Origin of the sequence: Cohaesibacter haloalkalitolerans (assembly GCF_003574655.1) — a bacterium.
GTDB lineage: Bacteria > Pseudomonadota > Alphaproteobacteria > Rhizobiales > Cohaesibacteraceae > Cohaesibacter > Cohaesibacter haloalkalitolerans.
Map to the genome: position 1 here is coordinate 153,540 of NZ_QNUM01000008.1, position 23,530 is coordinate 177,069.

The 23,530-nt window shown below is 57.8% G+C and carries 26 protein-coding genes and 1 other RNA gene; 11 read left to right on the forward strand and 16 right to left on the reverse strand.

The genetic code is table 11. From position 1 onward, the window contains the following. Positions 1-95: 95 nt before the first annotated feature. The 9 genes from pal to ruvC all read right to left on the reverse strand — a co-directional run bounded on the left by pal (position 96) and on the right by ruvC (position 7,605). Complete coding sequence (gene pal, locus DSL70_RS18800) at positions 96-575, reverse strand: peptidoglycan-associated lipoprotein Pal (protein WP_119309513.1); 480 nt, start codon at positions 573-575, stop codon at positions 96-98. Between the two features lie 402 nt (positions 576-977). Then, positions 978-2,288, reverse strand: coding sequence for a Tol-Pal system beta propeller repeat protein TolB (tolB, locus tag DSL70_RS18805; RefSeq protein ID WP_119309514.1), 1,311 nt, complete (start codon positions 2,286-2,288; stop codon positions 978-980). A 155-nt stretch (positions 2,289-2,443) separates the two neighbouring features. Continuing rightward, the gene (locus DSL70_RS18810) at positions 2,444-3,469 is read right to left on the reverse strand and encodes a cell envelope biogenesis protein TolA (RefSeq protein ID WP_119309515.1); all 1,026 of its coding nucleotides are present in this window, start codon (positions 3,467-3,469) and stop codon (positions 2,444-2,446) included. Positions 3,470-3,471: 2 nt separating this feature from the next. Continuing rightward, positions 3,472-3,924 carry a protein TolR gene (gene tolR / locus DSL70_RS18815; protein ID WP_119309516.1) on the reverse strand — a complete coding sequence of 151 codons (453 nt, stop codon included), beginning with the start codon at positions 3,922-3,924 and terminating at the stop codon, positions 3,472-3,474. A 3-nt stretch (positions 3,925-3,927) separates the two neighbouring features. Next, positions 3,928-4,638 carry a protein TolQ gene (gene tolQ, locus DSL70_RS18820; protein ID WP_119309517.1) on the reverse strand — a complete coding sequence of 237 codons (711 nt, stop codon included), beginning with the start codon at positions 4,636-4,638 and terminating at the stop codon, positions 3,928-3,930. Between the two features lie 326 nt (positions 4,639-4,964). Further along, positions 4,965-5,423, reverse strand: a complete 459-nt coding sequence (gene ybgC / locus DSL70_RS18825) for a tol-pal system-associated acyl-CoA thioesterase (protein ID WP_119309590.1) — start codon at positions 5,421-5,423, stop codon at positions 4,965-4,967. Continuing rightward, positions 5,416-6,468, reverse strand: coding sequence for a Holliday junction branch migration DNA helicase RuvB (gene ruvB / locus DSL70_RS18830; RefSeq protein WP_119309518.1), 1,053 nt, complete (start codon positions 6,466-6,468; stop codon positions 5,416-5,418). The genes ybgC and ruvB overlap by 8 nt, the downstream gene beginning before the upstream one ends. Beyond that, the gene (gene ruvA, locus DSL70_RS18835) at positions 6,465-7,082 is read right to left on the reverse strand and encodes a Holliday junction branch migration protein RuvA (protein ID WP_119309519.1); all 618 of its coding nucleotides are present in this window, start codon (positions 7,080-7,082) and stop codon (positions 6,465-6,467) included. The genes ruvB and ruvA overlap by 4 nt, the downstream gene beginning before the upstream one ends. 22 nt (positions 7,083-7,104) lie before the next feature. Next, positions 7,105-7,605: a crossover junction endodeoxyribonuclease RuvC gene (gene ruvC / locus DSL70_RS18840; protein WP_119309591.1), complete on the reverse strand. Its 501-nt coding sequence runs from the start codon at positions 7,603-7,605 to the stop codon at positions 7,105-7,107. Positions 7,606-7,750: 145 nt separating this feature from the next. Here ruvC and DSL70_RS18845 point away from each other — a divergent pair, with 145 nt between their 5' ends. After that, positions 7,751-8,383 (forward strand): LysE family translocator, encoded by a 633-nt coding sequence (locus DSL70_RS18845; protein WP_119309520.1) that lies wholly within the window; start codon positions 7,751-7,753, stop codon positions 8,381-8,383. 76 nt (positions 8,384-8,459) lie between these two features. Here the strand turns inward: DSL70_RS18845 and DSL70_RS18850 are convergent, their stop codons facing one another. From DSL70_RS18850 to DSL70_RS18875, 6 genes are all read right to left on the reverse strand, one after another. Continuing rightward, entirely contained in the window at positions 8,460-9,209 is a 750-nt protein-coding gene (locus DSL70_RS18850; protein ID WP_119309521.1) for a YebC/PmpR family DNA-binding transcriptional regulator, read from the reverse strand. 125 nt (positions 9,210-9,334) lie between these two features. Further along, positions 9,335-10,162, reverse strand: a complete 828-nt coding sequence (locus tag DSL70_RS18855) for a TIGR00282 family metallophosphoesterase (protein WP_119309522.1) — start codon at positions 10,160-10,162, stop codon at positions 9,335-9,337. 36 nt (positions 10,163-10,198) lie between these two features. Next, positions 10,199-10,792 carry a 5-formyltetrahydrofolate cyclo-ligase gene (locus DSL70_RS18860; RefSeq protein ID WP_119309523.1) on the reverse strand — a complete coding sequence of 198 codons (594 nt, stop codon included), beginning with the start codon at positions 10,790-10,792 and terminating at the stop codon, positions 10,199-10,201. 61 nt (positions 10,793-10,853) lie between these two features. Continuing rightward, a non-coding RNA gene (gene ssrS / locus DSL70_RS18865) (6S RNA) lies at positions 10,854-11,014 on the reverse strand. A gap of 50 nt (positions 11,015-11,064) precedes the next feature. After that, complete coding sequence (locus tag DSL70_RS18870; RefSeq protein WP_119309524.1) at positions 11,065-11,424, reverse strand: cell division protein ZapA; 360 nt, start codon at positions 11,422-11,424, stop codon at positions 11,065-11,067. A gap of 37 nt (positions 11,425-11,461) precedes the next feature. Further along, positions 11,462-11,743, reverse strand: coding sequence for a DUF4164 family protein (locus tag DSL70_RS18875; RefSeq protein WP_119309525.1), 282 nt, complete (start codon positions 11,741-11,743; stop codon positions 11,462-11,464). Positions 11,744-12,375: 632 nt separating this feature from the next. Between DSL70_RS18875 and tkt the strand changes: the two genes are divergently transcribed. From tkt to efp, 6 genes are all read left to right on the forward strand, one after another. Continuing rightward, positions 12,376-14,361 carry a transketolase gene (gene tkt, locus DSL70_RS18880; RefSeq protein WP_119309526.1) on the forward strand — a complete coding sequence of 662 codons (1,986 nt, stop codon included), beginning with the start codon at positions 12,376-12,378 and terminating at the stop codon, positions 14,359-14,361. 228 nt (positions 14,362-14,589) lie between these two features. Beyond that, complete coding sequence (gene gap / locus DSL70_RS18885) at positions 14,590-15,600, forward strand: type I glyceraldehyde-3-phosphate dehydrogenase (RefSeq protein WP_119309527.1); 1,011 nt, start codon at positions 14,590-14,592, stop codon at positions 15,598-15,600. Between the two features lie 286 nt (positions 15,601-15,886). After that, positions 15,887-17,080: a phosphoglycerate kinase gene (locus DSL70_RS18890; protein ID WP_119309528.1), complete on the forward strand. Its 1,194-nt coding sequence runs from the start codon at positions 15,887-15,889 to the stop codon at positions 17,078-17,080. Positions 17,081-17,243: 163 nt separating this feature from the next. Further along, entirely contained in the window at positions 17,244-17,882 is a 639-nt protein-coding gene (locus DSL70_RS18895; protein WP_119309529.1) for a thiamine phosphate synthase, read from the forward strand. A 168-nt stretch (positions 17,883-18,050) separates the two neighbouring features. Further along, a complete protein-coding gene (locus DSL70_RS18900; protein WP_119309530.1) occupies positions 18,051-19,211 on the forward strand; it encodes a tetratricopeptide repeat protein in 1,161 nt (386 codons plus the stop codon). A gap of 241 nt (positions 19,212-19,452) precedes the next feature. Next, positions 19,453-20,016, forward strand: coding sequence for an elongation factor P (gene efp / locus DSL70_RS18905; RefSeq protein ID WP_119309531.1), 564 nt, complete (start codon positions 19,453-19,455; stop codon positions 20,014-20,016). Here the strand turns inward: efp and DSL70_RS22780 are convergent. Then, positions 20,013-20,138 (reverse strand): hypothetical protein, encoded by a 126-nt coding sequence (locus DSL70_RS22780; RefSeq protein ID WP_280955361.1) that lies wholly within the window; start codon positions 20,136-20,138, stop codon positions 20,013-20,015. The genes efp and DSL70_RS22780 overlap by 4 nt on opposite strands. A gap of 76 nt (positions 20,139-20,214) precedes the next feature. Between DSL70_RS22780 and DSL70_RS18910 the strand changes: the two genes are divergently transcribed. The 4 genes from DSL70_RS18910 (at position 20,215) to DSL70_RS18930 (ending at position 23,467) form a co-directional block, all read left to right on the forward strand. Then, positions 20,215-21,000, forward strand: coding sequence for an inositol monophosphatase family protein (locus DSL70_RS18910; RefSeq protein ID WP_119309532.1), 786 nt, complete (start codon positions 20,215-20,217; stop codon positions 20,998-21,000). Between the two features lie 295 nt (positions 21,001-21,295). After that, the gene (locus DSL70_RS18920) at positions 21,296-21,778 is read left to right on the forward strand and encodes a YeeE/YedE family protein (protein WP_245418281.1); all 483 of its coding nucleotides are present in this window, start codon (positions 21,296-21,298) and stop codon (positions 21,776-21,778) included. An 11-nt stretch (positions 21,779-21,789) separates the two neighbouring features. Then, positions 21,790-22,281: a DUF6691 family protein gene (locus DSL70_RS18925; RefSeq protein ID WP_245418282.1), complete on the forward strand. Its 492-nt coding sequence runs from the start codon at positions 21,790-21,792 to the stop codon at positions 22,279-22,281. Between the two features lie 151 nt (positions 22,282-22,432). Continuing rightward, complete coding sequence (locus DSL70_RS18930; protein ID WP_119309593.1) at positions 22,433-23,467, forward strand: flagellar motor protein MotA; 1,035 nt, start codon at positions 22,433-22,435, stop codon at positions 23,465-23,467. Positions 23,468-23,530 lie beyond the last annotated feature (63 nt).

Here is a 23,530-nt window from a genome sequence, read left to right on the forward strand (position 1 = left end):
ACAGTCGCTTCGACCTGCCATTGGCCAGCCGGATCCTGCCCTGAGCGAAATGCGGTGCTCCGCCCTTCGCTGAGCTGCCCTTGGTTAGCCCACCTCTAGTTGGCCAGAGTGGTAACCGCGCGGCGGTTCTGGGACCAGCAGGAAATGTCGTTGCAGACGGCAACCGGGCGTTCCTTGCCATAGGACTTGGTGGACATCCGGTTGGACTGAATGCCCTTGGATACGAGATAGTTGCGAACAGCGTTGGCACGCCGTGCCCCAAGAGCAATGTTGTATTCGCGTGTGCCGCGTTCGTCGGCGTGTCCTTCAATCGCAATGCGATAGTTCGGATACTGCTGCAACCATGAAGACTGCTTGTCCAGCGTTGCCTGAGCGGAATAGTTCAGATCGGAACTGTCCGTTTCAAAAAAGACGCGGTCGCCGATATTGACCACGAAATCCTGAGCCGAGCCGGGGGTTGCGGAATTCAACCCCTCGCCGCCCAATTTGCTTGGCGTCGAAGAACAGGCTGCCAATGCAGTCAGCAGGGCGACGCCGAACACAACACGAATGGAAGTTTTTGCACGATTTGACATCTGATTGTCCTTCGAGATTTAGTCTGAGATCGTTACTCTTCGGCGGCCATAATAAAAAATTTAGGTTAACCGCCCGTTCGCAAACATGGTTACCAAACTGTTAATAACCATTTTGTCTTAATCAACTTGATCCTCTGATCGAATCAAATCATGGCCACACTGAGGCGCAACCGCGCCAACGGGCCCTTTGCAGCCTCGGCAAATTGCGCGTCCACAGCAATCCAACGCTCTTTTGCACCCCGGCCCCGATTGAGCTCCACTATCCAGCCCCGCAATGGCCGAGCCAGTTGGCCATCCGCCCGGTTTTCAGCCAACCGCCCGGCACATGACCGCCACAAAAAATCTCCGGGGCAACCGTCAGGCCACCCCGGAGATGAAAACAGGACCAGTTTTAAGACCGTATCAGTCGATCAGTGGCGACCAGGCCGGGTCAGACCCGAAGTCTGGCGTCGGAACCTGAAACTTGTTGCGGCCAGTCAGGTCGATGGAATAGAGCTTCGGACCGCCGTTTGCGCCGCCGCTATCGGAGAAGAACATCAACACACGGCCGTTCGGAGCCCAGGTCGGCCCCTCATTGTGGAAGCCGCTGACCAGCGTGCGTTCACGCGAGCCATCGGTCTGCATCACGCCAATCTGGAATTCACCCTTGTATTGCTTGGTGAAGGCGATGAGGTCGCCACGCGGAGACCAGACCGGGGTGGAGTAGCTGCCATCCCCGAAGCTGATGCGCTGCACGTTGGACCCATCAGAGCCCATCACATAGATCTGCTGCCTGCCGCCACGGTCACTCTCGAAGGTGATGTAGCGCCCATCCGGTGAGAAACTCGGGCTGGTATCGATGGAAGCCGAGTTGGTCAGACGGGTAATCTTGCCATTGCGCAGATCCATCCGGTAGATGTTGGCGTCGCCCCCCTGCTGCAGGCTCAGAACAATACTCTGGCCATCCGGCGAGAAGCGCGAGGAAAAGCTCATGCCGGGGAACTGGCCCACGACAGAGCGGCGGCCGGTTTCGATATTGAGCAGATAGGCGCGCGGCTCACCATTCTCCAGCGCCATGTAGGTGACTTCCTGCTTGGTGGGAGAGAAGCGCGGCGTCAGCACAAGGTCGCGGCCATCGGTCAGATAGCGCACGTTGGCACCATCCTGATCCATGATCGCCAGCTTCTTGACGCGTGCGTCCTTCGGGCCGCTCTCATCGACAAACACGATGCGCGTATCGAAATAGCCCTTTTCGCCGGTCAGCCGTTCGTAAATGGCGTCCGAAATGATGTGCGCAACCCGGCGCCAGTTCTGCGGCGAGGTGAAGAACTGCTGCCCCGTCATCTGTTTGCCGGCATAGACATCCCACAGACGGAACTCGGCTTTGAGACGACCGTCAGCTTCCTGACTTACCGTGCCGGTCACCAGCGCCTGAGCGTTGATCACCGTCCAGTTGGGAAAGGACGGAACCGTTGAGGAAGACAGGTTCTTCTGCAGGAAAGTGTTGCGATCAAGCGGAGAAAACAAGCCGGACCGTTGCAAGTCTGCTTCAACGACCTTGGAAATATCCACGCCCTGCCCCACGCCATCAAAATCGGTGATGGCGATCGGCATCGGCTGGATGTTGCCGCGGGTGATGTCGATTTCGATCAAGGCATAGCTGGGGCGCACCATGGCCATGCTGGACAGAATGGCAACCGCCAGCAATGGCAGCAAGAAGGTTTTCACAGTCATATGGCATATGAGGCGCCGGATGGGCCCGGCATGTCGAAGCTGTTTCATCTCAAAAATTGTCCTGTCCTGTCCAGACCGCTGACGGCCTGTCTGATGAATGAACATCCTGATAGTCTTTGGGCCGGAAAGGCTTGCGTCTTCCCGGCAAATGGGTCCTAGAACATGTCACTTGGATCAAAATTGATCCGGACACGACGCCATGCATCATATTTGTCTGCAGGCAGCGTGTAAGGCGCACATCGACGCACAGCACGCATGGCGCTTTCAACAGCGGCAACGCCGAACTGGTTTGCCGGATACTCGATCGGCTGCGGCCCCCAGTTCACATTGCCCTGCTGATCAAGGCCGAACTCTATCTTTACAGCCAATTGTGACGCATCCGCGGCACCAACCGGAGGTGACCAGCATTGCGCAATCTGGGCCCTAAGGGCATCAAGCTCGCTCTGGGTCATGGCAGCCGCTTCCCTGCCATTTCTGGAACCGAAGGAAGCGTCCTGATCCTGCTCGCCACTCTGTGTCGGCTGGGCACTATCGGCCTGGTTGGCCAGAGCCTTCAGAGAATCGACGTCAAACTTGCGCTTTTCTTCCGCTGGCTTCTGGGGCTTTGGCGGCGCCTTCGGCTTGATCTTGGGCAACGCCGCCACCGGCTTCGGAGCCGCTTCCTTTGGCTCTTCCGGCGTTGGCTCGGACTGCGGCTTTTCCTCTGCCTTCGGCGTCGGTTCGGGCTGCGGCTCGACCTTTTTCTCAGGCTCCACTTTCGGGGTCGGTTCCGGTTTTGGCGCTGGCTCGGGTTTGGCAGCAGGTTCCGGTTTGGGTGACGGCTCAGGCTTCGGTGCCGGTTCCACTTTCGGTGCTGGCTCCGGTTTTGCCTTGGGCTGCTCGGGCTCGGCCTGCTTTTGCGGCTCTGCCTGTTTGGGCTTCGGAGCAACCTTTGGCGCTGGCTCGGGCTTTTTCTCTTCCGGCTGCGGCGCCTTGCGGGTTGCTTCCTGCACCTTCTTCTGGACCTTGGCCGTCGACTGGCCCTTGACCACATCGGTCACATCCGACACGGACACCAGCTCAATCGGCAGGATCTCGAGATCGCTCACGTCATGGGCACCCGGCGACGGCAGGCTGATCAGAGCCCACGCCAACACCGCAACATGCCCAACACTCGACGCAACAAGTCCGACATTCTTCAAGGTTAACGAAGCTCCTCGGTGCTAACCAGCCCGATCTTCTTGAAACCGGCGCGATTCATCGCTCCCATCACACGCATGATGGAACCATAATCAGCATCCTTGTCCCCGCGTACGAAAATGCGTTCCTCGTAGCCATTCTTGGCGACACCAAGCAGCGTTTCGACGAGTTTGTCGAACTCGACCGGCTGGTCCTGCAGATAGACGCTGCCGTCCTTGCGAATGGAAAGGGTCAGAGGCTGTGTCTGGCTCGACAGCGGATTGGCCGCACTCTCGGGCAGATCAAGCGGCACACCAACTGTCATCATCGGAGCCGACACCATGAAAATGATGAGCAGCACCAGCATGACGTCGACCATTGGCGTCACGTTGATTTCAGCCACCGGCCGGTGACGGATGGCCCTGCGCGCACCACGTCTGCGCGAGCCGCCCGGTGTTCCCATTGAGCCCATACCCATAGACTAGCCCCTTTCGTCCATCAGACGCGACAGGATCGCAGAGAACTCATCGGCAAAGCCTTCAAGGCGCATTGCATGCTGGGAAGCAATCGAGGCCAGCTTGTTATAGGCGATAACGGCCGGAATGGCCGCAACAAGGCCGATCGCCGTGGCAAACAGAGCCTCGGCAATGCCGGGTGCCACAACGGCCAGAGACGTATTCTTGGAGGCTGCGATGCCCTGAAACGAACTCATGATGCCCCAGACCGTACCGAACAGGCCGACGAAGGGAGCGGCAGAACCGACGGTCGCCAGAAACAGCAGGCGCTTTTCCAGACGATCCACTTCCCGTGAAAGTGTCACATCCAGCACCTTCTCAAGACGCCCCGGCAGACCGGCAACCGAGCGGGCATGGCCCTCAAAGCTGCGCTTCCACTCGCGCATCGCCGCAACAAACAGGGCGGCCATGGCGTGATTGGGGCGCCCAGACAGTGTCTGATAGAGATCCTCAAGGGACTGACCAGACCAGAACACCTTCTCAAACCGGTCCATCTGGCGCTTGGTGCGCGTGTAGAGCAGGCTCTTGTCGATGATGATCGCCCACGACCAGACCGACGCAGACAAGAGGCCAATCATCACGATCTTGACCACGATGTGAGCCTGCATGAACAGGGTCCACAGCGAAACATCGGCGGTGGCACTGGCCAGGGCTGTTTGCACAACCTCATTGGGCATGAAACTTAGTCCTTTCTAGCGCACGGTCCTAACTGCAGCGGGAGGACTGCAAACGAACCAATGCATAAAAACTGGGGCCTTGAGCATATCCGGCAGGAAATCTGCTGCCGTCCTTGCCGTGGACCATTTCAAACAGACACAACCAGCCGGCCCCCGGATTGACTCTTAGCGACAGCATTTGTCAGCAGATTTTGTCAAAACTAGGGTCGGCAAAGGCGTGCAAACACAAAGAACGCACTCTTTGACAAGGCACGATTATGGTTAATGAAAGTTTAAGTAAAGTGAACAGAGCCGAAAGGAAAAGCCCTGTTGCAACAATTTCGCACTCATGGAGCCAAAATATTGCGCATTTTGTCAGGCAGACGGCGCGGCTTGCCATCGCGGTTGATGGCGACAACCGTAACACAGGCGGTGAACAGGACCTCCTCACCGCGCAGGATCTGCTGATCGAGGATCATCCGCGCGCCCTTGATGGTGTTGACACGGGTCTCCACCTTGAGAATATCGTCAATGTGAGCGGAACGGAGAAAGTTGATATCCATGTGGCGCACGGCCAGCGCCAGACGCTCGCCATCGTCGCCACTGTCCAGCATGCTGTGCTCGACGCCAAGCAGCCGGATATAGTCCGACCGGCCCCGCTCAATGAAGCGCAGGTAGGAGGCGTGATAGACGATACCGGAAAAGTCAGTGTCTTCGTAATAGACCCGGATCATCTGCTGGTGTCCGTAGTCTGTCAGGCGACCGGCAAGATCTGGCCAGTCGCCTTCATTGCGATGCTCAGGCATCATCAATTCCTTCAGCAAACAGGCCCATTTGTGGAGGAGTGTCTTTCCGAGGCACAGCCAACCCAAGATGGGCAAAAGCCTTGGGTGCCAGCAGGCGTCCGCGCGGGGTGCGCTGGATGAAACCCTGCTGGATCAGGTAAGGCTCTATAATTTCTTCAATTGCGTCCCGTGGTTCCGAGAGCGCAGCGGCTATGGTCTCTACTCCAACCGGTCCGCCACCAAAGGAGGTTGCGATCAAGGTCAGGTACCGTCTGTCTAGGGCGTCGAGCCCCTCGTTGTCAACTTCGAGCATCCGCAGCGCCCGGTCGGCCAATTCGCGGCTGATTTCGCCCCCGGCCTGAACGATGGCCACATCGCGCACCCGGCGCAGAAGTCTGCCAGCAATGCGGGGGGTACCGCGCGAGCGGCGGGCAATCTCGACGGCCCCGTCACGGGTGATCGAAACCCCCATCAGGCGGGCCCCACGTGTGACAATATACTCCAGTTCGTCCACAGTATAAAAATTGAGCCGCACCGGAATCCCGAAGCGGTCACGCAATGGCGTGGTCAGCAGCCCAAGCCGTGTCGTCGCCGCGACAAGGGTGAATTTTGCCAGATCGATCTTCACCGAGCGCGCCGCCGGGCCTTCGCCGATGATCAGGTCGAGCTGGAAATCCTCCATCGCCGGATAGAGAATTTCCTCTACCGCCGGATTGAGACGGTGGATCTCGTCGATGAACAGGACGTCATTCTCTTCCAGATTGGTCAGCAGCGCCGCCAGATCGCCAGCCTTGGCAATCACTGGCCCCGAAGTGGACTTGAAATTCACCCCCAGCTCACGGGAAACGATCTGCGCCAGTGTGGTCTTGCCAAGCCCCGGAGGGCCGACAAACAACACATGGTCCAGCGCTTCCTTGCGCGTTCGCGCCGCCTCGATGAAAATCGCCAGATTGGCGCGTGCCTGCGCTTGCCCGACGAAATCGTCCAGCATCTGAGGCCTCAGCGCCCGATCCGTATCCTCTTCGCGAATGGCCGCGGAAACAAGCCGGTCTTCATCCCCAATCATTGGCTAAGCTCCTTGAGCGCATGACGAATGAGCGCCGCCGTCCCGAGCCCGTCGCCTTCGCGTTTGATCACGGTGGCCACCGCAGCGCTGGCCTGCACCTGAGCATAGCCAAGGTTGGTAAGGGCGGATACCGCCTCGGCCATGGCCTTGGGCGCGCCGACCGCGTCGATCTCGGCCTGCAGGTTGGCCACCGCCTTGTCGGTTGCGGCAAGGCTCGGTGTCTTGTCCTTCAGCTCCGAGACAATGCGCTGGGCAACCTTGGGGCCAACGCCGGGCGTACGGGCGACCATCGCCTTGTCCTGCAGGGCAATGGCAGAAGTCAATTCGGAAATCTTGAGGGTAGAAAGGATTGCCAGAGCCACCTTCTGGCCAACGCCCTGAACGGTCGTCAGCAGCCGGAACCAGTCGCGCTCAAGCGAGGAGGCAAAGCCGAACAGCTTGATCTGGTCTTCCCGCACATGGGTCTCGATGAGCACAGTCGCCGCCTCGCCGACCGAAGGCAGGGATTGCAAGGTCTGGTTCGAACAATAGACCTCGTAACCGACACCACCGACATCCACGATGACATAGCCATCGGCATATTCATCAATCAACCCCTTGAGCTTCCCGATCATCGGCCAGCGTCCTTATCTTCAACTAAGCAATCTTGTAGGCCTTGTGGCCACGCTGATGGGCATGGCAAATGGCAATGGCAAGCGCATCGGCAGCGTCTTCGCTATCGAAGGTCGCCTTGGGCAGCAGCATCTTGACCATCACCTGAACCTGCTTCTTGTCCGCGTGCCCCACACCAACCACCGTCTTCTTGACCGCGTTCGGCGCATATTCGGAAACCGGCAGCCCAAGCTGCGCCGGCGCCAGCAGCGAAACCGCGCGGGCATGGCCCAGCTTCAGGGTCGCCGTCGCGTCCTTGTTGACGAAGGTCTGTTCCACCGCCACTTCCTGTGGCTCATAGCGTTGCAACACACCCATGACGCCATTGTGCAGCTCCAGCAGACGGGACGCCAGATCCTTTGTGCCGTCAGACGTGATCAGGCCCGACCCGACGAAAATCAGCCGATTGCTGATCACATCGATCGCGCCCCAGCCGGTCTTGCGCAGGCCCGGGTCAAACCCGACGATTCTTGTAGGATGCTCTATCATGCCTTCTTCCTTACCGAAGAAATATGAACAATACCAGAACAAACTAAGGGTTCAAACAGGATTTGACAAATTCGTCATCCATGAGAAGATACCCTCCCGCCAACGCCCAATCTACCGGCACCACTTCAGGATCCATTCCCCGATGACTGACATCAACCTGCCTCTCATCATGGGCGCCGCCCTCGTTGCCATGGCCAGCCCCGGACCGGCGACCCTCGCCATCGCCAGCACGTCGATGGCCAACGGCCGCAGACATGGCCTTGCATTGGCCTCTGGCGTAACCTCCGGCTCGCTGTTCTGGTCGCTCGCCGCAGCCCTCGGCATGGGCGGCGTGATGGCCACCAACGCCTGGCTGTTCGAGATCCTGCGCTATTGCGGCGCGGCCTACCTTCTTTATCTGGCGCTGAAGTCGGCCCGTTCGGCTCTCAGAAGAGGCAAGGATGCCCCGGCCGCCAGTGCCCAGCAGCGCCTCACCCTGCGCAAGACCTATTTCAAGGGATTGGCCATTCACCTGTCCAACCCGAAAGCCATCCTGTTCATCGGCTCGATCTACGCACTCGGCCTGCCCCGTGACGCATCCATTGCTGATCTCGCTACGGTCGTGCTGGCGCTCGGCCTGCAGAGCGCTGCGATCTGCCATCTCTATGCGGTGCTGTTCGCCAGCAAGCCGATCGTTGCCGGCTATCGCAAGATGCGCCGGACACTCGACGGACTGTTTGCCATGCTGTTCGGCTTTGCCAGCATCAAGATCCTGACAGCCTCGATCAACCAGTGAACCAGCGGCACCTGCCAATGAAAAACCCCGCATGGCAACCATGCGGGGTCTTAACTGTCTTCAAAACCTCAAAAGATTATCCTTCGAGGGAAGCGGCTACTTCATCGCTCATGGTGAAGTTGGAATAGACGTTCTGAACGTCGTCATCATCTTCCAGAGCGTTGATGAGCTTCAGGATCTTTTCTGCCTTTTCGGCGTCGACATCAATCTCGTTCTGCGGCTTCCAGATGGCTTTCTGGGATTCAGGCTCCTTGCCAAGAGCGTCTTCCAGCGCCTTGCCAACTTCGATCATGTCTTCGAAGGTGGTGTAGATGGTGTGCGAGTCTTCATCGCTGACCACATCGTCGGCACCAGCCTCGATTGCAGCTTCCAGAACATCGTCGGCCTCACCAGCATCAGCCGGATAGACCAGTTCGCCCACGCGGTCGAACATGAAGGCGACAGAGCCGGTTTCGCCCAGTGAACCGCCGTTCTTGGTGAAGGCTGCGCGCACGTTGGAAGCGGTGCGGTTGCGGTTGTCGGTCAGAGCCTCGACCACGACGGCAGTGCCGCCCGGGCCATAACCTTCATACCGGACTTCATCAAAGTTGCCTTCATCACCGGCTTCAGCCTTCTTGATGGCGCGATCGATATTGTCCTTCGGCATGGACTGGCCACGGGCGTTCTGAATGGCCAGACGCAGACGAGCGTTGGAATCCGCATCAGAGCCACCCATTTTTGCGGCAACTGTGATTTCCTTGGAAAGTTTGGAGAACAGCTTTGATCGCTTCGCATCCTGTGCACCTTTGCGATACATGATGTTCTTGAATTTTGAATGGCCTGCCATATCCTACAATCCGTCTGTATTTTGGTCGTCGCGCGTCCCACGCAATATTTGCAGCCGGTCATGCCACAAACAGGCGACAAAGATCAAGAGACCTGTTGAGCGGACGTCGATTAGTTGCATCAATTTCAGCGATTTTCCCAGAAAGTCGGGATATGCTGGGACAATTGGCCACCGATCCGGACCGGTTCGGCAGCAATCGCAAGCCCGGTGCGATCATCGGTATCGACCGCGAAACCGCAAAGCGTGGCCTCGCCAAGCGCTGGCGTAAAGCGCGAGGAGGACACTTTGCGCAGAAACCGTTGTACCGGTTCTTCCTTGTCCATGCCCAGCACGGAGTCATAATCGCCGCACATCCCCGCGTCGGACAGATAGGCTGTACCGGCTGGTAGGATGCGGTGATCCGCGGTTGGCGTATGGGTGTGGGTGCCCACCACCATGCTGACCCGACCATCCAGGAAATAGCCCATGGCCTGCTTCTCCGAGGTCGCTTCAGCGTGGAAGTCGAGAATGATCGCATCGGCGAAATCGCCCAATGGGCAGGCGTCCAGCTCTCTCTCCACCGCATGGAACGGGCAATCGAGCGCATCCATATAGACCCGCCCCATGGCATTCATCACCAGAACGGATGCACCGTTGCGGGCATGATAGAGATTGGCCCCCTTGCCGGGGACGCCGGATGGAAAGTTGATAGGGCGCAGAAAAGCGGGCTGGCGCTCACAATAGACCATGGCATCACGCTGATCCCAGACATGATTGCCCGTGGTGATCACGTCCGCACCAGCATCAATGAGATCCTGTACGATAGTCTCTGTAATTCCGAAGCCGCCAGCGGCATTCTCGCCATTGATCACGACAAAATCGAGACGGTATTTCTCGATCAGACCCGGCAATTTTTCTTCGACGATGGCCCGCCCGGACCGTCCTACAATATCCCCAACAAACAGCAGTCGCATGAATTCCCGCTCAATCTAACCGGCACAACCGCGTGGTCAGGCCGGAACAATTATTTCTCTTTCCGTGAAAATGGCGTCTAGCGGAAGGTCATACTCTCCAACCGGTATCTTGTCCAGTTGTTGCAGGGCAAAAGCCAGTCCGACCAGATAGGGGCGGGAGTTCAGGATGATGCGTTCGGAAATATAGCGGTCATAATGACCGGCACCATAGCCGAGCCGATTGCACTGGGAATCAAAGGCCAGCAGTGGCATCAACAGACAGTCAGGAAGAACCTCTTTTGCGTCGGCTTTTGGCCCCACGGTGCCAAATCCGGCATCGACCAGATCGGCATCCCTGTTCCAGACCCGAAAGATCATGCCGGTCGCCCCAACGGTCACCGGCAAGGCGAGGCGATAGCCACGCGCCCGCAGGGGCTCGGAGAGTGCCGTGATGTCAACCTCCGATTTGACCGGCCAGAACATACCGATGCAGGCCCCGTCAGGCAGGGCTTTCCAGTCCATGAATTGCAGAAGATTGTCGCAGATGGCGGCGCTGGCCGCCGCGTGCTCCTGAGGTGGCAGGGCATTTCTGAGGGCGCGCATGCTGCGCCTTGTTTCCTGCTTGAGCGTTCGTGTTGCGACGTCGTCCATTGATCGATACCAGCCAATTGTAAAAGAGCGGCAGATCCAGAAAAGGACCGCCGCTCCCAAACAGAAAGCCGCAACGACCGTCGATGCTTTTCAGATCCTGGGACACCTGTAATACAGGGGGGTGCCAGTTGAAACGGACCACGGTCCAGATCAGCGCCAGCTCCCATTCGGATCTTTAAGGCCCCGAGGAAAAGTTGCATCTAACGCGAAGTGCAGCAAGCTTTCCATATATAAAGGATCAGCAACGAGATTTCCAGCCCGATTCTTGAAGATCAACTCTCAAGCAGCACTTTCGACAGGCGCTCCAGCTCTTCGGCGGCCTTGTCGATCCGCGAGGCCAGCGCCTCCTGATCCCCTTCGGACTTTTCCAGCACCGCAGAGCGGGCATCGCGCAGGGCGGAAATCTCTTCATTGAGATGCTTCACCCTGCCGTCGGCCTCCGCCAGAAGATCCATGGCCATGATCCCGGCCATCACCGTCAGCCGCTGGTCGCCGATTTCACCGAAATTTTCCTTGAGCTGGGCAATCATGCCGTCAAATCGCCGGGCCAACGCCAGCAGATGCTCCTCCTGACCATCCTCGCAGGCCATTCGGTAAGCACGTCCATTGATGCTGACACTGACTTGAACCATGTGTTACTCCAGCCAATCCGGTGGCTGACCCATTCTGTCACCCACCATGCCGGTCCAGAACAGCCCGGACCGATTCCATTGCAGCGCCCAGTCGACGGGACACTTCTTCATTGGCCCCTTCCAGCTTCTCTGCACGAGCCTTTTCCTTTTCCAGCGACCCTGTCAGATCCGAGCGTTCCCGGGTCATGCGCTGCAGGTCATCCTGCATGGCCTTGACCGACAGGTCCCTGGTCTGCCGCTTGTCGATCGACTGCGAAAGCCCCACAATCGCCGCATCAAGTCTGGTCAATGCCATCTCTACCCGCGTCTTATCACTCATTTAACCCCCAAATCTCACAAGAGACGGCTTTTCATTTCCATTCTGCGCGGCATATCGGCCCGGCCTGCTCAGACATCATGCAACGGCAGTATCTGTCATTGATCCATCACTTGGACCGAACTGTGTCAAATCTGGTCAAGAAATACCCGGATTTCCGCTTTTCCCAAGGGCCTTGTGCCACAAATGCCGCGCGTCCTCACCAAAATCGCTGGCGCAAGCAGGCCACACAAACAGGCCGAGGGACAAATTTCAACACGAAATATGCATGAGCTGACAGAATCAGAACGCTGAATCACGCAAGATTCTTCATTCCTGCCAAATCTAGGAGACATAATCGAACTTCGTCAATGGCACCTGTTCGTCAACAGATCAAGTCCACAGGGAATGAAACTTGGCCCGTATATCATGCAGATTCTGCTGTTTTGGGTATTTGCCCCATTCGGGCGGATTGACTCTGTGAGCCCTGATGATAAATGTCAGGGCGTTTATAAAACGCCTCTGTCTGCCGGGCTTGCTAAGTGGCAAGGCAGTTCCTGTCTAACCAGATTGCGTTCAAATGTTAAAACCGACAATGGGCAGTTTCAGACAATTTCCAGGTCGATGGCATAGGACAACATCCAGAAGCAGAGTTCATGAACAACATGGATAAACAGACCCGCATGGCGCATGCGATCCGCTTTCTTTCAATGGACGCCGTTGAGAAAGCAAACTCCGGACACCCCGGCCTTCCAATGGGTGCTGCGGACGTTGCTACCGTACTTTTCACCAAATTCATGCGATTCGACCCGACCAGCCCGAAATGGGCTGACCGCGACCGCTTCGTGATGTCTGGTGGCCACGGCTCGATGCTGCTCTATTCCCTGCTGCATCTGCTGGGATACGAGGACATGTCCATCGAGGATCTGGCAAACTTCCGCCAGCTGGGCGCCAAGACCGCCGGCCATCCCGAATATGGTCATGCCGCCGGCATCGAAACAACAACCGGCCCGTTGGGTCAGGGCATTGCCAATGCCGTCGGCATGGCGATCACCGAAAAGCTGCTGGCTGCCAAATTCGGCGACGATCTGGTTGACCATCGCACCTATGTACTGGCTGGCGACGGCTGCCTCATGGAAGGCATCTCGCAGGAAGCCATCGCTCTGGCAGGTCACCTCAAGCTCAACAAGTTGACCCTGCTCTGGGACGACAACAACATCACCATCGACGGCAATGTCAGCGTCTCCGATTCCACCGATCAGCACGCCCGCTTCAAGGCCTGCAACTGGAACACCATGAGTGTTGACGGCCACGACCAGGCCGCCATTGCAGCCGCCCTCGAGGCAGCAGAGAAGAGCGACAAGCCGACCATGATCGCCTGCAAGACGGTCATCGGCTTCGGCGCCCCGAACAAGGCTGGCACCAACAAGGTGCATGGCGCTCCGCTCGGTGCTGAAGAAATAGCAGCCACCCGTGAAGCGCTTGGCTGGGACAGCGCTCCGTTCGAAATCCCTGCCGACATCCGTGATGCATGGCGCATTGCCGGTCTCAACGCCGCTCAGGCCCACAAGGAATGGCAGAAGCGCCTTGAAGCTGCCGATCCGGAACTGCGCGCCGAGTTCGAACGCCGCATGCGCGGCGATCTGCCAGCTGGCTTCGAAGATGCCATGGCCGAATACAAGAAGTCTCTGGCAGCAGACCCCAAGAAAGTGGCAACCCGCAAGGCTTCCGAAATGGCGCTCAACGTCATCACCGAAGTTGTGCCGGAAACCATTGGCGGTTCTGCCGACCTGACCGGGTCCAACAACACCAAGACCCCGTCAACCGTTTCTGTCACGCCGGACGACTTCTCCGGCCGTTACATGAACTGGGGCATCCGTGAACACTGCATGGCGTCCGCAATGAACGGCATGGCCCTGCACGGTGGTGTCATTCCTTACGGCGGTACCTTCCTCGTCTTTGCCGACTACATGCGCGGCGCCATGCGCCTTTCCGCCCTCATGGAACAGCGGGTCATCTACGTTCTGACTCACGATTCCATCGGCCTTGGCGAAGATGGCCCGACCCATCAGCCGGTTGAAACCCTCGCCTCCCTGCGCGCCATCCCGAACATGCTGGTCTTCCGCCCGGCTGACGCGATGGAAACCGCAGAGTGCTGGGAAATCGCCATCTTGTCGAAGAGCAACCCGAGCTCCATGGCGCTTACGCGCCAGAATCTCACCCCGTATCGCATCGAGTATTCGGAAGAAAACCTCTGTGCCCGCGGCGCCTACCTGCTCTCCGACTGTGACGGCGATGCCGATGTTTCGATCTTCGCATCAGGCTCGGAAGTCGAAATTGCAATGGCCGCCAAGGACGCCCTGGCTGAACAGGACATTCTGGCCCGCGTTGTATCGGTTCCGTGCTTTGAGCTTTTCGAAGCGCAATCGGAAGAGTATAAGAAAGAGATCCTGGGTGAAGCCAAGGTCAATGTCGGTATCGAAGCCGCCCTGCGCATGGGCTGGGATCGCTTCATCGGCTCTGACGGCATCTTCATCGGCATGAACGGCTTCGGCGCTTCAGGCCCATATCAGGAGCTCTATGAAAAATTCGGCATCACTTCGGCCAATGTTGTCGCAAAGGTTGTCGAACGCCTAAAATAGGCGTAAACACTTATCGTGCATTTGCAATTGGCAGGGAAAATCCGATTTTTTCTGCCAATTTGCTTGGCAGCGATGTTGAATTGTCATACGACAAAAGTATATTGTCTACCTAAAATGAGATCGATCAAGGCGCGGACGTAAACCCTCTAATATCACGCGTTCAACAATTTGATCTAAGTGCAAGACCGGCCCGACAGAATGAAGTGCCGGCTAAATCAGGAGAAAGTCATGACTGTAAAAGTGGCGATCAATGGTTTCGGTCGTATTGGCCGTAACGTGCTTCGTGCTATCATCGAATCCGGCCGTACCGACATCGAAGTTGTTGCAATCAACGACCTGGGCCCTGTAGAAACCAATGCTCACCTGGTCCGCTTCGACTCTGTCCATGGCAAATTCCCTGGCACCGTTACCGTTGACGGCGACACCATTGACGTGGGCCGTGGCCCGATCAAGGTAACCGCCATCCGCAACCCTGAAGAACTGCCTTGGGGCGAACTGGGTATCGACGTTGCTATGGAATGCACCGGTATCTTCACCGCCAAGGAAAAAGCTTCCATGCACCTGACCGCTGGTGCAAAACGCGTTCTGGTTTCCGCTCCTGCTGACGGCGCTGACAAAACCATCGTTTACGGCGTCAACCACAACACCCTGACTGCAGACGACCTGGTTGTTTCCAACGCTTCCTGCACCACCAACTGCCTGTCTCCGGTTGCTTATGCCCTGAACAAGGCTGTTGGCATCGAAAAAGGCTTCATGACCACCATTCACTCCTACACTGGTGACCAGCCTACCCTCGATACCATGCACAAAGACCTGTATCGCGCTCGCGCAGCAGCTCTGTCCATGATCCCGACCTCTACCGGTGCTGCAAAAGCTGTTGGTCTGGTTCTGCCTGAACTGGCTGGCAAGCTGGACGGCGTTGCAATCCGCGTACCGACCCCGAACGTATCTGTTGTCGACCTGGTGTTCATCGCTCAGAAAGACACCACTGTTGCTGAAATCAACGCAGCAATCCGCGAAGCAGCAGACGGCGAGCTCAAAGGCGTTCTCGGCTACACCGATCTGCCGAACGTTTCCTCTGACTTCAACCATGACAGCCACTCTTCCGTCTTCCACATGGATCAGACCAAAGTCATGGACGGCCGCATGGTTCGTATCCTGAGCTGGTACGACAACGAATGGGGCTTCTCCAACCGTATGGGCGACACTGCAGTCGCCATGGCTAAACTCATCAAGTAATGATGACGGCCTGCCCTGCCGGACCACTCCGGCGGGGTGCCAAGTCTTCAAAGGCGCTGTTTTTGAGACAAAACCGGACAAGCGGGTTTTGCTCCGGGAACAGCGCCTTTTCTACTTCATGACCCCGGATGAGACGCGATGCCCTGCCCCGGCAACCGGCAACGCTCCGACGGGCCGCATGAGGTCGAGAATCCGACCTGAAGCCAGACTCTCCCGATGAGACAGGACGGCTTTGAACAGACACACAACCGGCAGACAGATGTCGGCCAGACTGTAGGATCATCCAATGGCAAATTTCAAAACCCTTGATGACGTTGATGTAAGCGGCAAACGCGTACTCGTTCGCGTTGACCTCAACGTTCCGATGAAAGACGGCGAAGTCACTGATACCACCCGTATCGATCGCATCGTGCCAACCCTTTCCGAAATTTCCGAAAAGGGCGGCAAGGTTATTATCCTCGCGCACTTCGGCCGCCCCAAGGGCGAAAAGAACCCGGCCATGAGCCTCAAGCAGGTTGTTCCGGCGCTTTCCAAGGCCCTCAACATGCCGGTTGGCTTCGCTGAAGACTGCATCGGCCATGTTGCCAAGGCTGCCATCGACAACATGGCAAACGGTGACGTTCTGGTGCTGGAAAACACCCGTTTCTACAAGGGCGAAGAAAAGAACGATCCGGAATTTGCCGCTCAGTTGGGCGCCAACGGCGACCTGCTGGTTGCTGACGCATTCTCCGTTTCCCACCGCGCCCACGTTTCCACCGAAGGCCTCTGCCATCACATGCCGGCTGTTGCCGGTCGCACCATGCAGCAGGAACTGGAAGCCCTCGATTCCGCACTGGGCACCCCGAACCGTCCGGTTCTGGCTGTTGTTGGCGGCGCCAAGGTTTCCACCAAGATCGACCTTCTCGAAAACCTTGTCACCAAGGTTGACGGTCTGGTCATCGGCGGCGGCATGGCAAACACCTTCCTGGCCGCTCTGGGCAAGGATGTTGGCAAATCCCTTTGCGAGCATGATCTGGCCGAAACCGCAAAACGCATCATGGCCGCTGCCGAGAAGGCTGGCTGCGAGATCGTTCTGCCGACCGATGCTCTGGTTGCCAAGGAATTCGCAGCCAACGCGCCTTACGAAGTCTGCGACGTTGACAGCGTTCCTTCCGACGGCATGATGCTGGACGTTGGACCGAAATCCGTTGAAGCCGTTGTTGCCTGGATCGAAAAGGCCAACACCGTTGTCTGGAACGGCCCGCTCGGCGCCTTCGAAATCACCCCGTTCGACACAGCAACCGTTGCTGCCGCAAAGGCTGCTGCCGCCAAGACCAAGGCTGGCAAGCTGACCTCGGTTGCCGGTGGTGGCGACACCGTGGCTGCCCTCAACCATGCTGGCGTTTACGACGACTTCTCCTACATCTCCACCGCTGGCGGTGCATTCCTCGAATGGATGGAAGGCAAGGCTCTTCCGGGTGTGGAAGTCCTCAAGGCCTGAAAGCAGGACCGTCTGGTCCCCTCATGCTTCATCAAAAGGTGCGCCAATCAGCAGATTGGCGCATTTTTTATTACCCACCGGTTTCCCGCCCTTGCAACCGGATCGCTTTTGCGAGATATGAGAGCAAAGCAAACCAAGCCCCCAATCATCGATAGGTCACATCATGGAGCCAACCCAGATTTATCTCGTCACCCCGCGGCACATCGATCTGGAATCTTTCCCGGCCCAATTGCAAGCGGCCATGGATGGAGGCGAAATCGCAGCCCTGTTGATCGATTGCGAAACCGCCAATGATAACGAGCTGCAGAAAATCGCCCAGACCATCGCCCCGATGGCCCAGAAGCACGATATCGCCGTTGTGCTGCGCGGAGACTCCCGCGTCGCCGGACGCACCAAATGCGACGGCCTGCATCTCGATGGCGACCTGACGGACATCCAGAACAACGTCGAGGATTTGTCGAACCGCTTCATGCTCGGCGCCGAAGGTGGCAACAAGCGCCATTCAGCCATGGAAATCGGCGAGAGTGGCATCGACTATATCATGTTCGGACGCCTCGACGCCCCGACCGCAGACACCATTCACGAGAAGTCCCTGGAGATGGCGGAGTGGTGGTCGGCGCTGTTCGAAGTGCCCGCAGTCATCATCGGCGGCATGGATCTTGGCGAGTGTGCCAAGGTTTCCGCAATGGGCATCGAGTTCATCGCTCTGAGGGAAGCCATCTGGGACCATGAAGCTGGCCCTCAGGTTGCAATTCGCGAGGCAGTCTCGCTTCTGGCAGAAGGCGCAGCAAGCGCCGAGTGATGCGAGGGCATCCTCGCGCATTCTTGTCGCAGGATCATCAATCCGACCATAGAATGGCCGGAATTGCTTGCCAGAACATGCAAGAGAACCATGATTGACCGGGCATAGGCACGCCCGAAAATCAATGCCAAAGATTGATGCCAGAGACTGAAGTCAGAATACAGGGTCATGTTTTCAAGCAACGATAGAACGCCCGTGGCGATCCCGCAGCAGCATGCAAGGCCATTTCGGCATCGGCTCAAAGACTGGCGTCTCGGGCTTTGCCTTGCTGTAACATGGACCGTACTTCTGGCCGCCCCGCTCGGTACGGCCCCCGCAATGGCGCAGGCCCAGAAGCAGACAGCAGACTCTGCAAGCGGTTCTTCCAATCCGAGCCCGGAAAACACCGAGACGGACGCTGCCGCCGACGACAATGCGGATGCGACAACCGACCCGACCCTCAGTCCCCCGGCGTCCATTACCGACCCGTCCAATCCATTCGATGTGCCGCGTTTCGTGCTCAAGTCGACGTCGGCCTATTCGGCCTATCAGCGCGGTTTCTATCTCACCGCCTTTGCCCTTGCCACCAAGCTTGCGGGCCTTGGCGATGTCCCCTCGCAGACCCTGCTCGGCAATCTCTATCTGGACGGCTCCGGCATTCCTCAGGATTTCAAGGAAGCGGCCAACTGGTTTGCTCTCGCCGCAGATCAGGGCGACCGGGAAGCCCAGTTCAGCCTCGGCATGCTCTATGCACGGGGGCAGGGTGTCGACAAGGACCTGCAGAAGGCGCTCGGCTGGTTCGAAAAGGCCGCCGCACAGAACCAGAAGAACGCCCAGTTCAATCTGGGCCTTCTCTATCTGCACGGCCAGCTGGTAGAACAGGATACCACCAAGGCGCTGGACTTGCTGACCAAGGCTGCCAATCAGGGCGTGGCCGAGGCACAATATACGCTGGCCAATCTCTATCAGTCTGATTATTTCCCGACCCCGAATGTGGATCAGGCAGCCTATTGGATGCAGCAGGCCGCGCAGAACGGCTTTCTCGACGCCCAGTTGGAATACGGCCTGATGCTGTTTCAGGGCAAGGGCGTCGCACAGGACTTCGCGGCCGCCCGCGCCTGGATCAAGCAGGCCGCCGATGCGGGCAGCATTCTGGCTCAGAACCGCCTCGCCCGCATCCTCGCCCGTGGCTATGGCGAGCCTCCGGCACCAGTGGATGCCGCCAAATATTATCTGCTCTCCAAACGGGCAGGCAAGACAGACGACTGGCTTGAAAAATTCTTCAAGGAACTGCCCGACGCGGAAAAGCAACTGGCAATCAAGGAACTCGGCAGCCGGACATTCTGGTAGGTTTTTTTCCTTTTTCTCCTGCCAGCGCGCAGTCCAAAGGTTGGCAACTTAGGTATTTCGGCAGTTTTACGCCGAAAAATCAGCCAAAAGCCTTGCAAAAGAACCCTGAATATGGTCCTACAAGGCACCCGCCCCGAAGGCTACCGTTCGCTTGGCCTCTGCGGGGCCTTTTCACCCTATGGCATTATTACAGGATCGCAGCTGCCTTTGGTTCCGCGTCCTGTCAGCAAGATGGCTTGTTATGAAAATCAATGGTAACGAAATCCGGCCTGGCAACGTGATCGAACATCAGGGCACGATCTGGGCTGCAGTCAAGGTGAATGCAGTGAAACCCGGCAAGGGTGGCGCATTCGCTCAGGTTGAGCTGAAGAATCTGCTCGACGGCCGCAAACTCAACGAACGCTTCCGTGCATCGGAAACCGTTGAGCGCGTGCGTCTGGAGCAGAAGGATTTCACGTTCCTTTATGAAGAAGGCGAGAACCTTGTCTTCATGGATACTGAATCCTACGAACAGCTCGAACTGAACAAGGATTTCGTCGGCGAGCGCGCTGCGTTCCTGCAGGACGGCATGCCTGTTGTGGTCGAACTCTACGAAGAACGCCCGATCGGCATCGATCTGCCTGATCAGGTCACACTGGAAGTGACGGAAACCGAGCCGACCATCAAGGGCCAGACCCAGTCGTCTTCCTACAAACCGGCAATGCTTGAAAATGGCGTTCGCTGCATGGTGCCTCCGTTCATCACTACCGGTGAAAAGATCGTCGTCGACACCAACGAAATCGAATATGTGAAGCGCGCCGACTAGGCCCTTTGCTCCCGGACGACCGGTTCGTCTGGCTCATCAAGTTTCATGGCGCGTCGACGAATGGCTTTTTCGTTGACGCGCCTTGTTTTACCCTTGCGGCGCTCCCTTGCAACATCGATCATACGGGGCAGTCCGCGTCCGTCCGTATATCAAGGCTCGTTTTGTCAAGCCCCGCTCTATCTAGGAACGTCAACGAAAATGGCACGCTCAGCTCTCCTCAACGTCATGGTACAGGCCGCACTCAAGGCAGGCCGCAAGCTTGCTCGCGATTTCGGTGAATTGGAAAACCTTCAGGTCTCGCGCAAGGGACCGGGCGATTTTGTCACCAACGCCGATCTGCAGGCAGAAAAGACCCTGACCGACGAGCTGCGCAGGGCACGTCCGAACTTCGGCTTCCTGCGGGAAGAATCCGGCGCTGAGGAAGGCCTCGACAAAAGCCACCGCTGGATCATCGACCCGCTGGATGGCACCACCAACTTCCTGCACGGCATTCCCATTTTCTCCATTTCCATTGCGCTGGAACATGAAGGCCGCATCATTGCCGGGGTGATCTACAACCCGGCCACCGACGACCTCTTCACCGCTGAACGGGGCCGTGGCGCGTTCCACAACGACCGCCGCATGCGCGTAGCCGCTCGCGATGATATCCATGATTGCGTCATCGGCACCGGCATCCCCCATCTGGGTCGCGGCAAGCACAAGCCTTATCTGGCCCACCTGGAAAACGTCATGGCCGAAGTATCTGGCATCCGTCGCCTCGGCTCGGCCGCCCTCGACATGGCCTACGTGGCATCGGGTCGCTTTGACGGCTTCTGGGAAGAATCCATCAACGCCTGGGACATTGCCGCAGGGGTTCTGATGGTGCGTGAAGCCGGTGGCTTTGTGACCGATATGGAAGGTGGCGACAAGATGCTGGAAATCGGCTCTGTCATCGCAGGCAACGAGCTGATTCGCATGCGTCTGGAAAAGATCCTGAAGAAATAGGCCTACCGGCTTATTGAAGCGTTTTGAGGAGGTCGCCCACCCGGCGATCTCCTTTTTGTTTGAGCTCACCGCGTCGCACCGCAGCGCTTTTGCCGCAAACCAGCTCTTCAAGGGGCTAAAAGACCGGGTTCCCCGCCGCAAAACTGCGCAACAGCATTCTCCTGCGCTCATCAGTTGGGGCAATTTTTACCCCCAAATCCGGCCTTCTATATACATATATTCGAAATTCAAAAAATAGCTGTCAATTCCCTCGCAAATTTGACTTAAGTCGAATATATGAAAGTATGAGAAGAGTATGCTCCTTCCGTCCTGTCTGGTGCTGTCCAGTTCGGGCATCCATCCCTTTCGTGGAGTTCATCAAGTGACCGCATTCACCCCCCTTGTTTCCTATGCTGGCGGCATGCTGATCGGCCTAGCCGCAGTTCTGTTGATGCTGTTCTGGGGTCGCATCGCTGGCATGACCGGCATTCTGGCTGGCATCCTGCCACCGTTCGGCAGCGACGTGCGCTGGAAGGCAAGCTTTCTGGCTGGTGCCATACTCGCTCCCCTCCTCTATCAACTGGCCATCGCCAAGGTTGACTACCAGATGCCCATATCCTCCACGGAACTCATTGTTGGCGGCGTCGTCACCGGCATCGGCGTGACCTTCGGCTCCGGCTGCACATCCGGCCACGGTGTCTGCGGCCTTGCCCGCTTTTCGCGCCGGTCGGCCGTCGCCGTGATCATGTTCATGAGCTTCGCCTTCCTGACCGTCTTCGTGACCCGCCATATCGTATAAGGACACCCATCATGCGCTATATCGTCGTTGGATTGATCGGGGCGATTTTTGGCCTCGGCATCATTACATCCGGCATGGGCAATCCGGCCAAGGTGCTTAATTTCTTCGATCTGGCAGGCAGCTTCGACCCCAGCCTGGCCTTTGTCATGGCTGGGGCTCTGACCGTTGCCGTGCCCGGTTACGCCTTCATTTTCCGCAAGCTGCGCAAGCCTGTCTTCACCTCAGACTTCAACGTGCCGACCAACCGCAAGATCGACCGCAAGCTGGTCATCGGCTCTTCCATCTTCGGAATCGGCTGGGGTATTGGCGGCTTCTGCCCCGGCGCCTCCCTGCCCGCGCTGGGTTTGGGGCACCTCTCCAGCTACATTTTCGTGCTGGCGCTCGTCACCGGAATCATCCTTGCGCAACTGATTCAAAAAACGAAAGCCCTCGACATCTTCTCCCGAGCCCTGCGCAGAATCCCGCTTAACGGCGATGCCGGAGAATTACAGGACAGGGCATAACCTCCCGCGAGTGTCATCTTTCTGCCCCTGATTGCGTGTATAGTCCACAAGCCCCCTTTTCCTATTGGACGAAATTGGGCAAAGTTCTGGGGCTTGTGGTTAACAAATCCTCAAGCCCCTGATTTGCTTTACGCGTAACCGGAATCGGATGATGTCTAGCGAACTCGATCCTTACAAGCTTTCAAGCCCACAACGCTATTTGTGGCGCATGCTCATTTTCATCGGCGCGGCAGCCTTTGTTCCCATCATCCTTTACCGACAGATCCTGCAGGCCTTCTGGAGCAACCCGCTCCTGAACTCCATGATCTTCTTCGTGCTGGCGATCGGCATCTTCCTAGCCATGCGGCAGGTGGTGCGGCTTTTCCGGGAAGTCAAATGGGTCAACAATTTCCGCCTCGGCGACCCCGGCCTTGAGGTTGATCGCCCCCCGATCCTGCTGGCGCCCATGGCAACCCTGCTTGGCGACCGGGTCGGCCGCATGGCGATCAACACCTCGACCATGCGCTCCATTCTGGAATCCGTCGGCATGCGCCTCGACGAAGCCCGCGACATGTCCCGCTATTTCACCGGCCTTCTGGTGTTCCTCGGCCTTCTGGGCACCTTCTGGGGCCTGTTGCAGACCGTGAGCTCGGTTGGCGACGTCATCAGCTCGCTCTCGGTTGCCTCCAGCGATGTCGGCGTGATCTTTGAAGACCTCAAGCAGGGTCTGGAAGCACCATTGCAGGGCATGGGCACGGCCTTTTCTTCCTCCCTTTTCGGTCTTTCCGGCTCGCTGGTTCTGGGCTTCCTCGACCTGCAGGCCAGTCAGGCTCAAACCCGCTTCTTCACCAATCTTGAAGACTGGCTGTCGACGGTGACCGACATCAACTTCGAAGCACTGGACAGCAGCTACGGCGAAGCGCTGGGCAACGGCGACAACGAACAGCTTGTTGCGGTTCTTGACCAGCTCTCGCGCAAGATCGATCAGGTAGGCGCCGACAGCAAGACCGGCAGCGGCCGCAGCGCCACAGCCGCCATGGCCAACCTTGCCGAGGGCATTCAGGGGCTGGTGCAGCATCTGAGGTCCGAGCAACAGCTGATGCGCGAATGGGCCGATCAGCAGGCCACCCAGCAGGAAGAGGTCAAGGAGGTTCTGGTCAAGCTCAACAGCGTCCTGACCCTTGCCACCAAGAGCCGACAAGACTAGACCGTCGGCTCAAGGACCAGCTCGTGGGCCACTTCATCGGCCAGCTCATCGGCCAGCTCATCG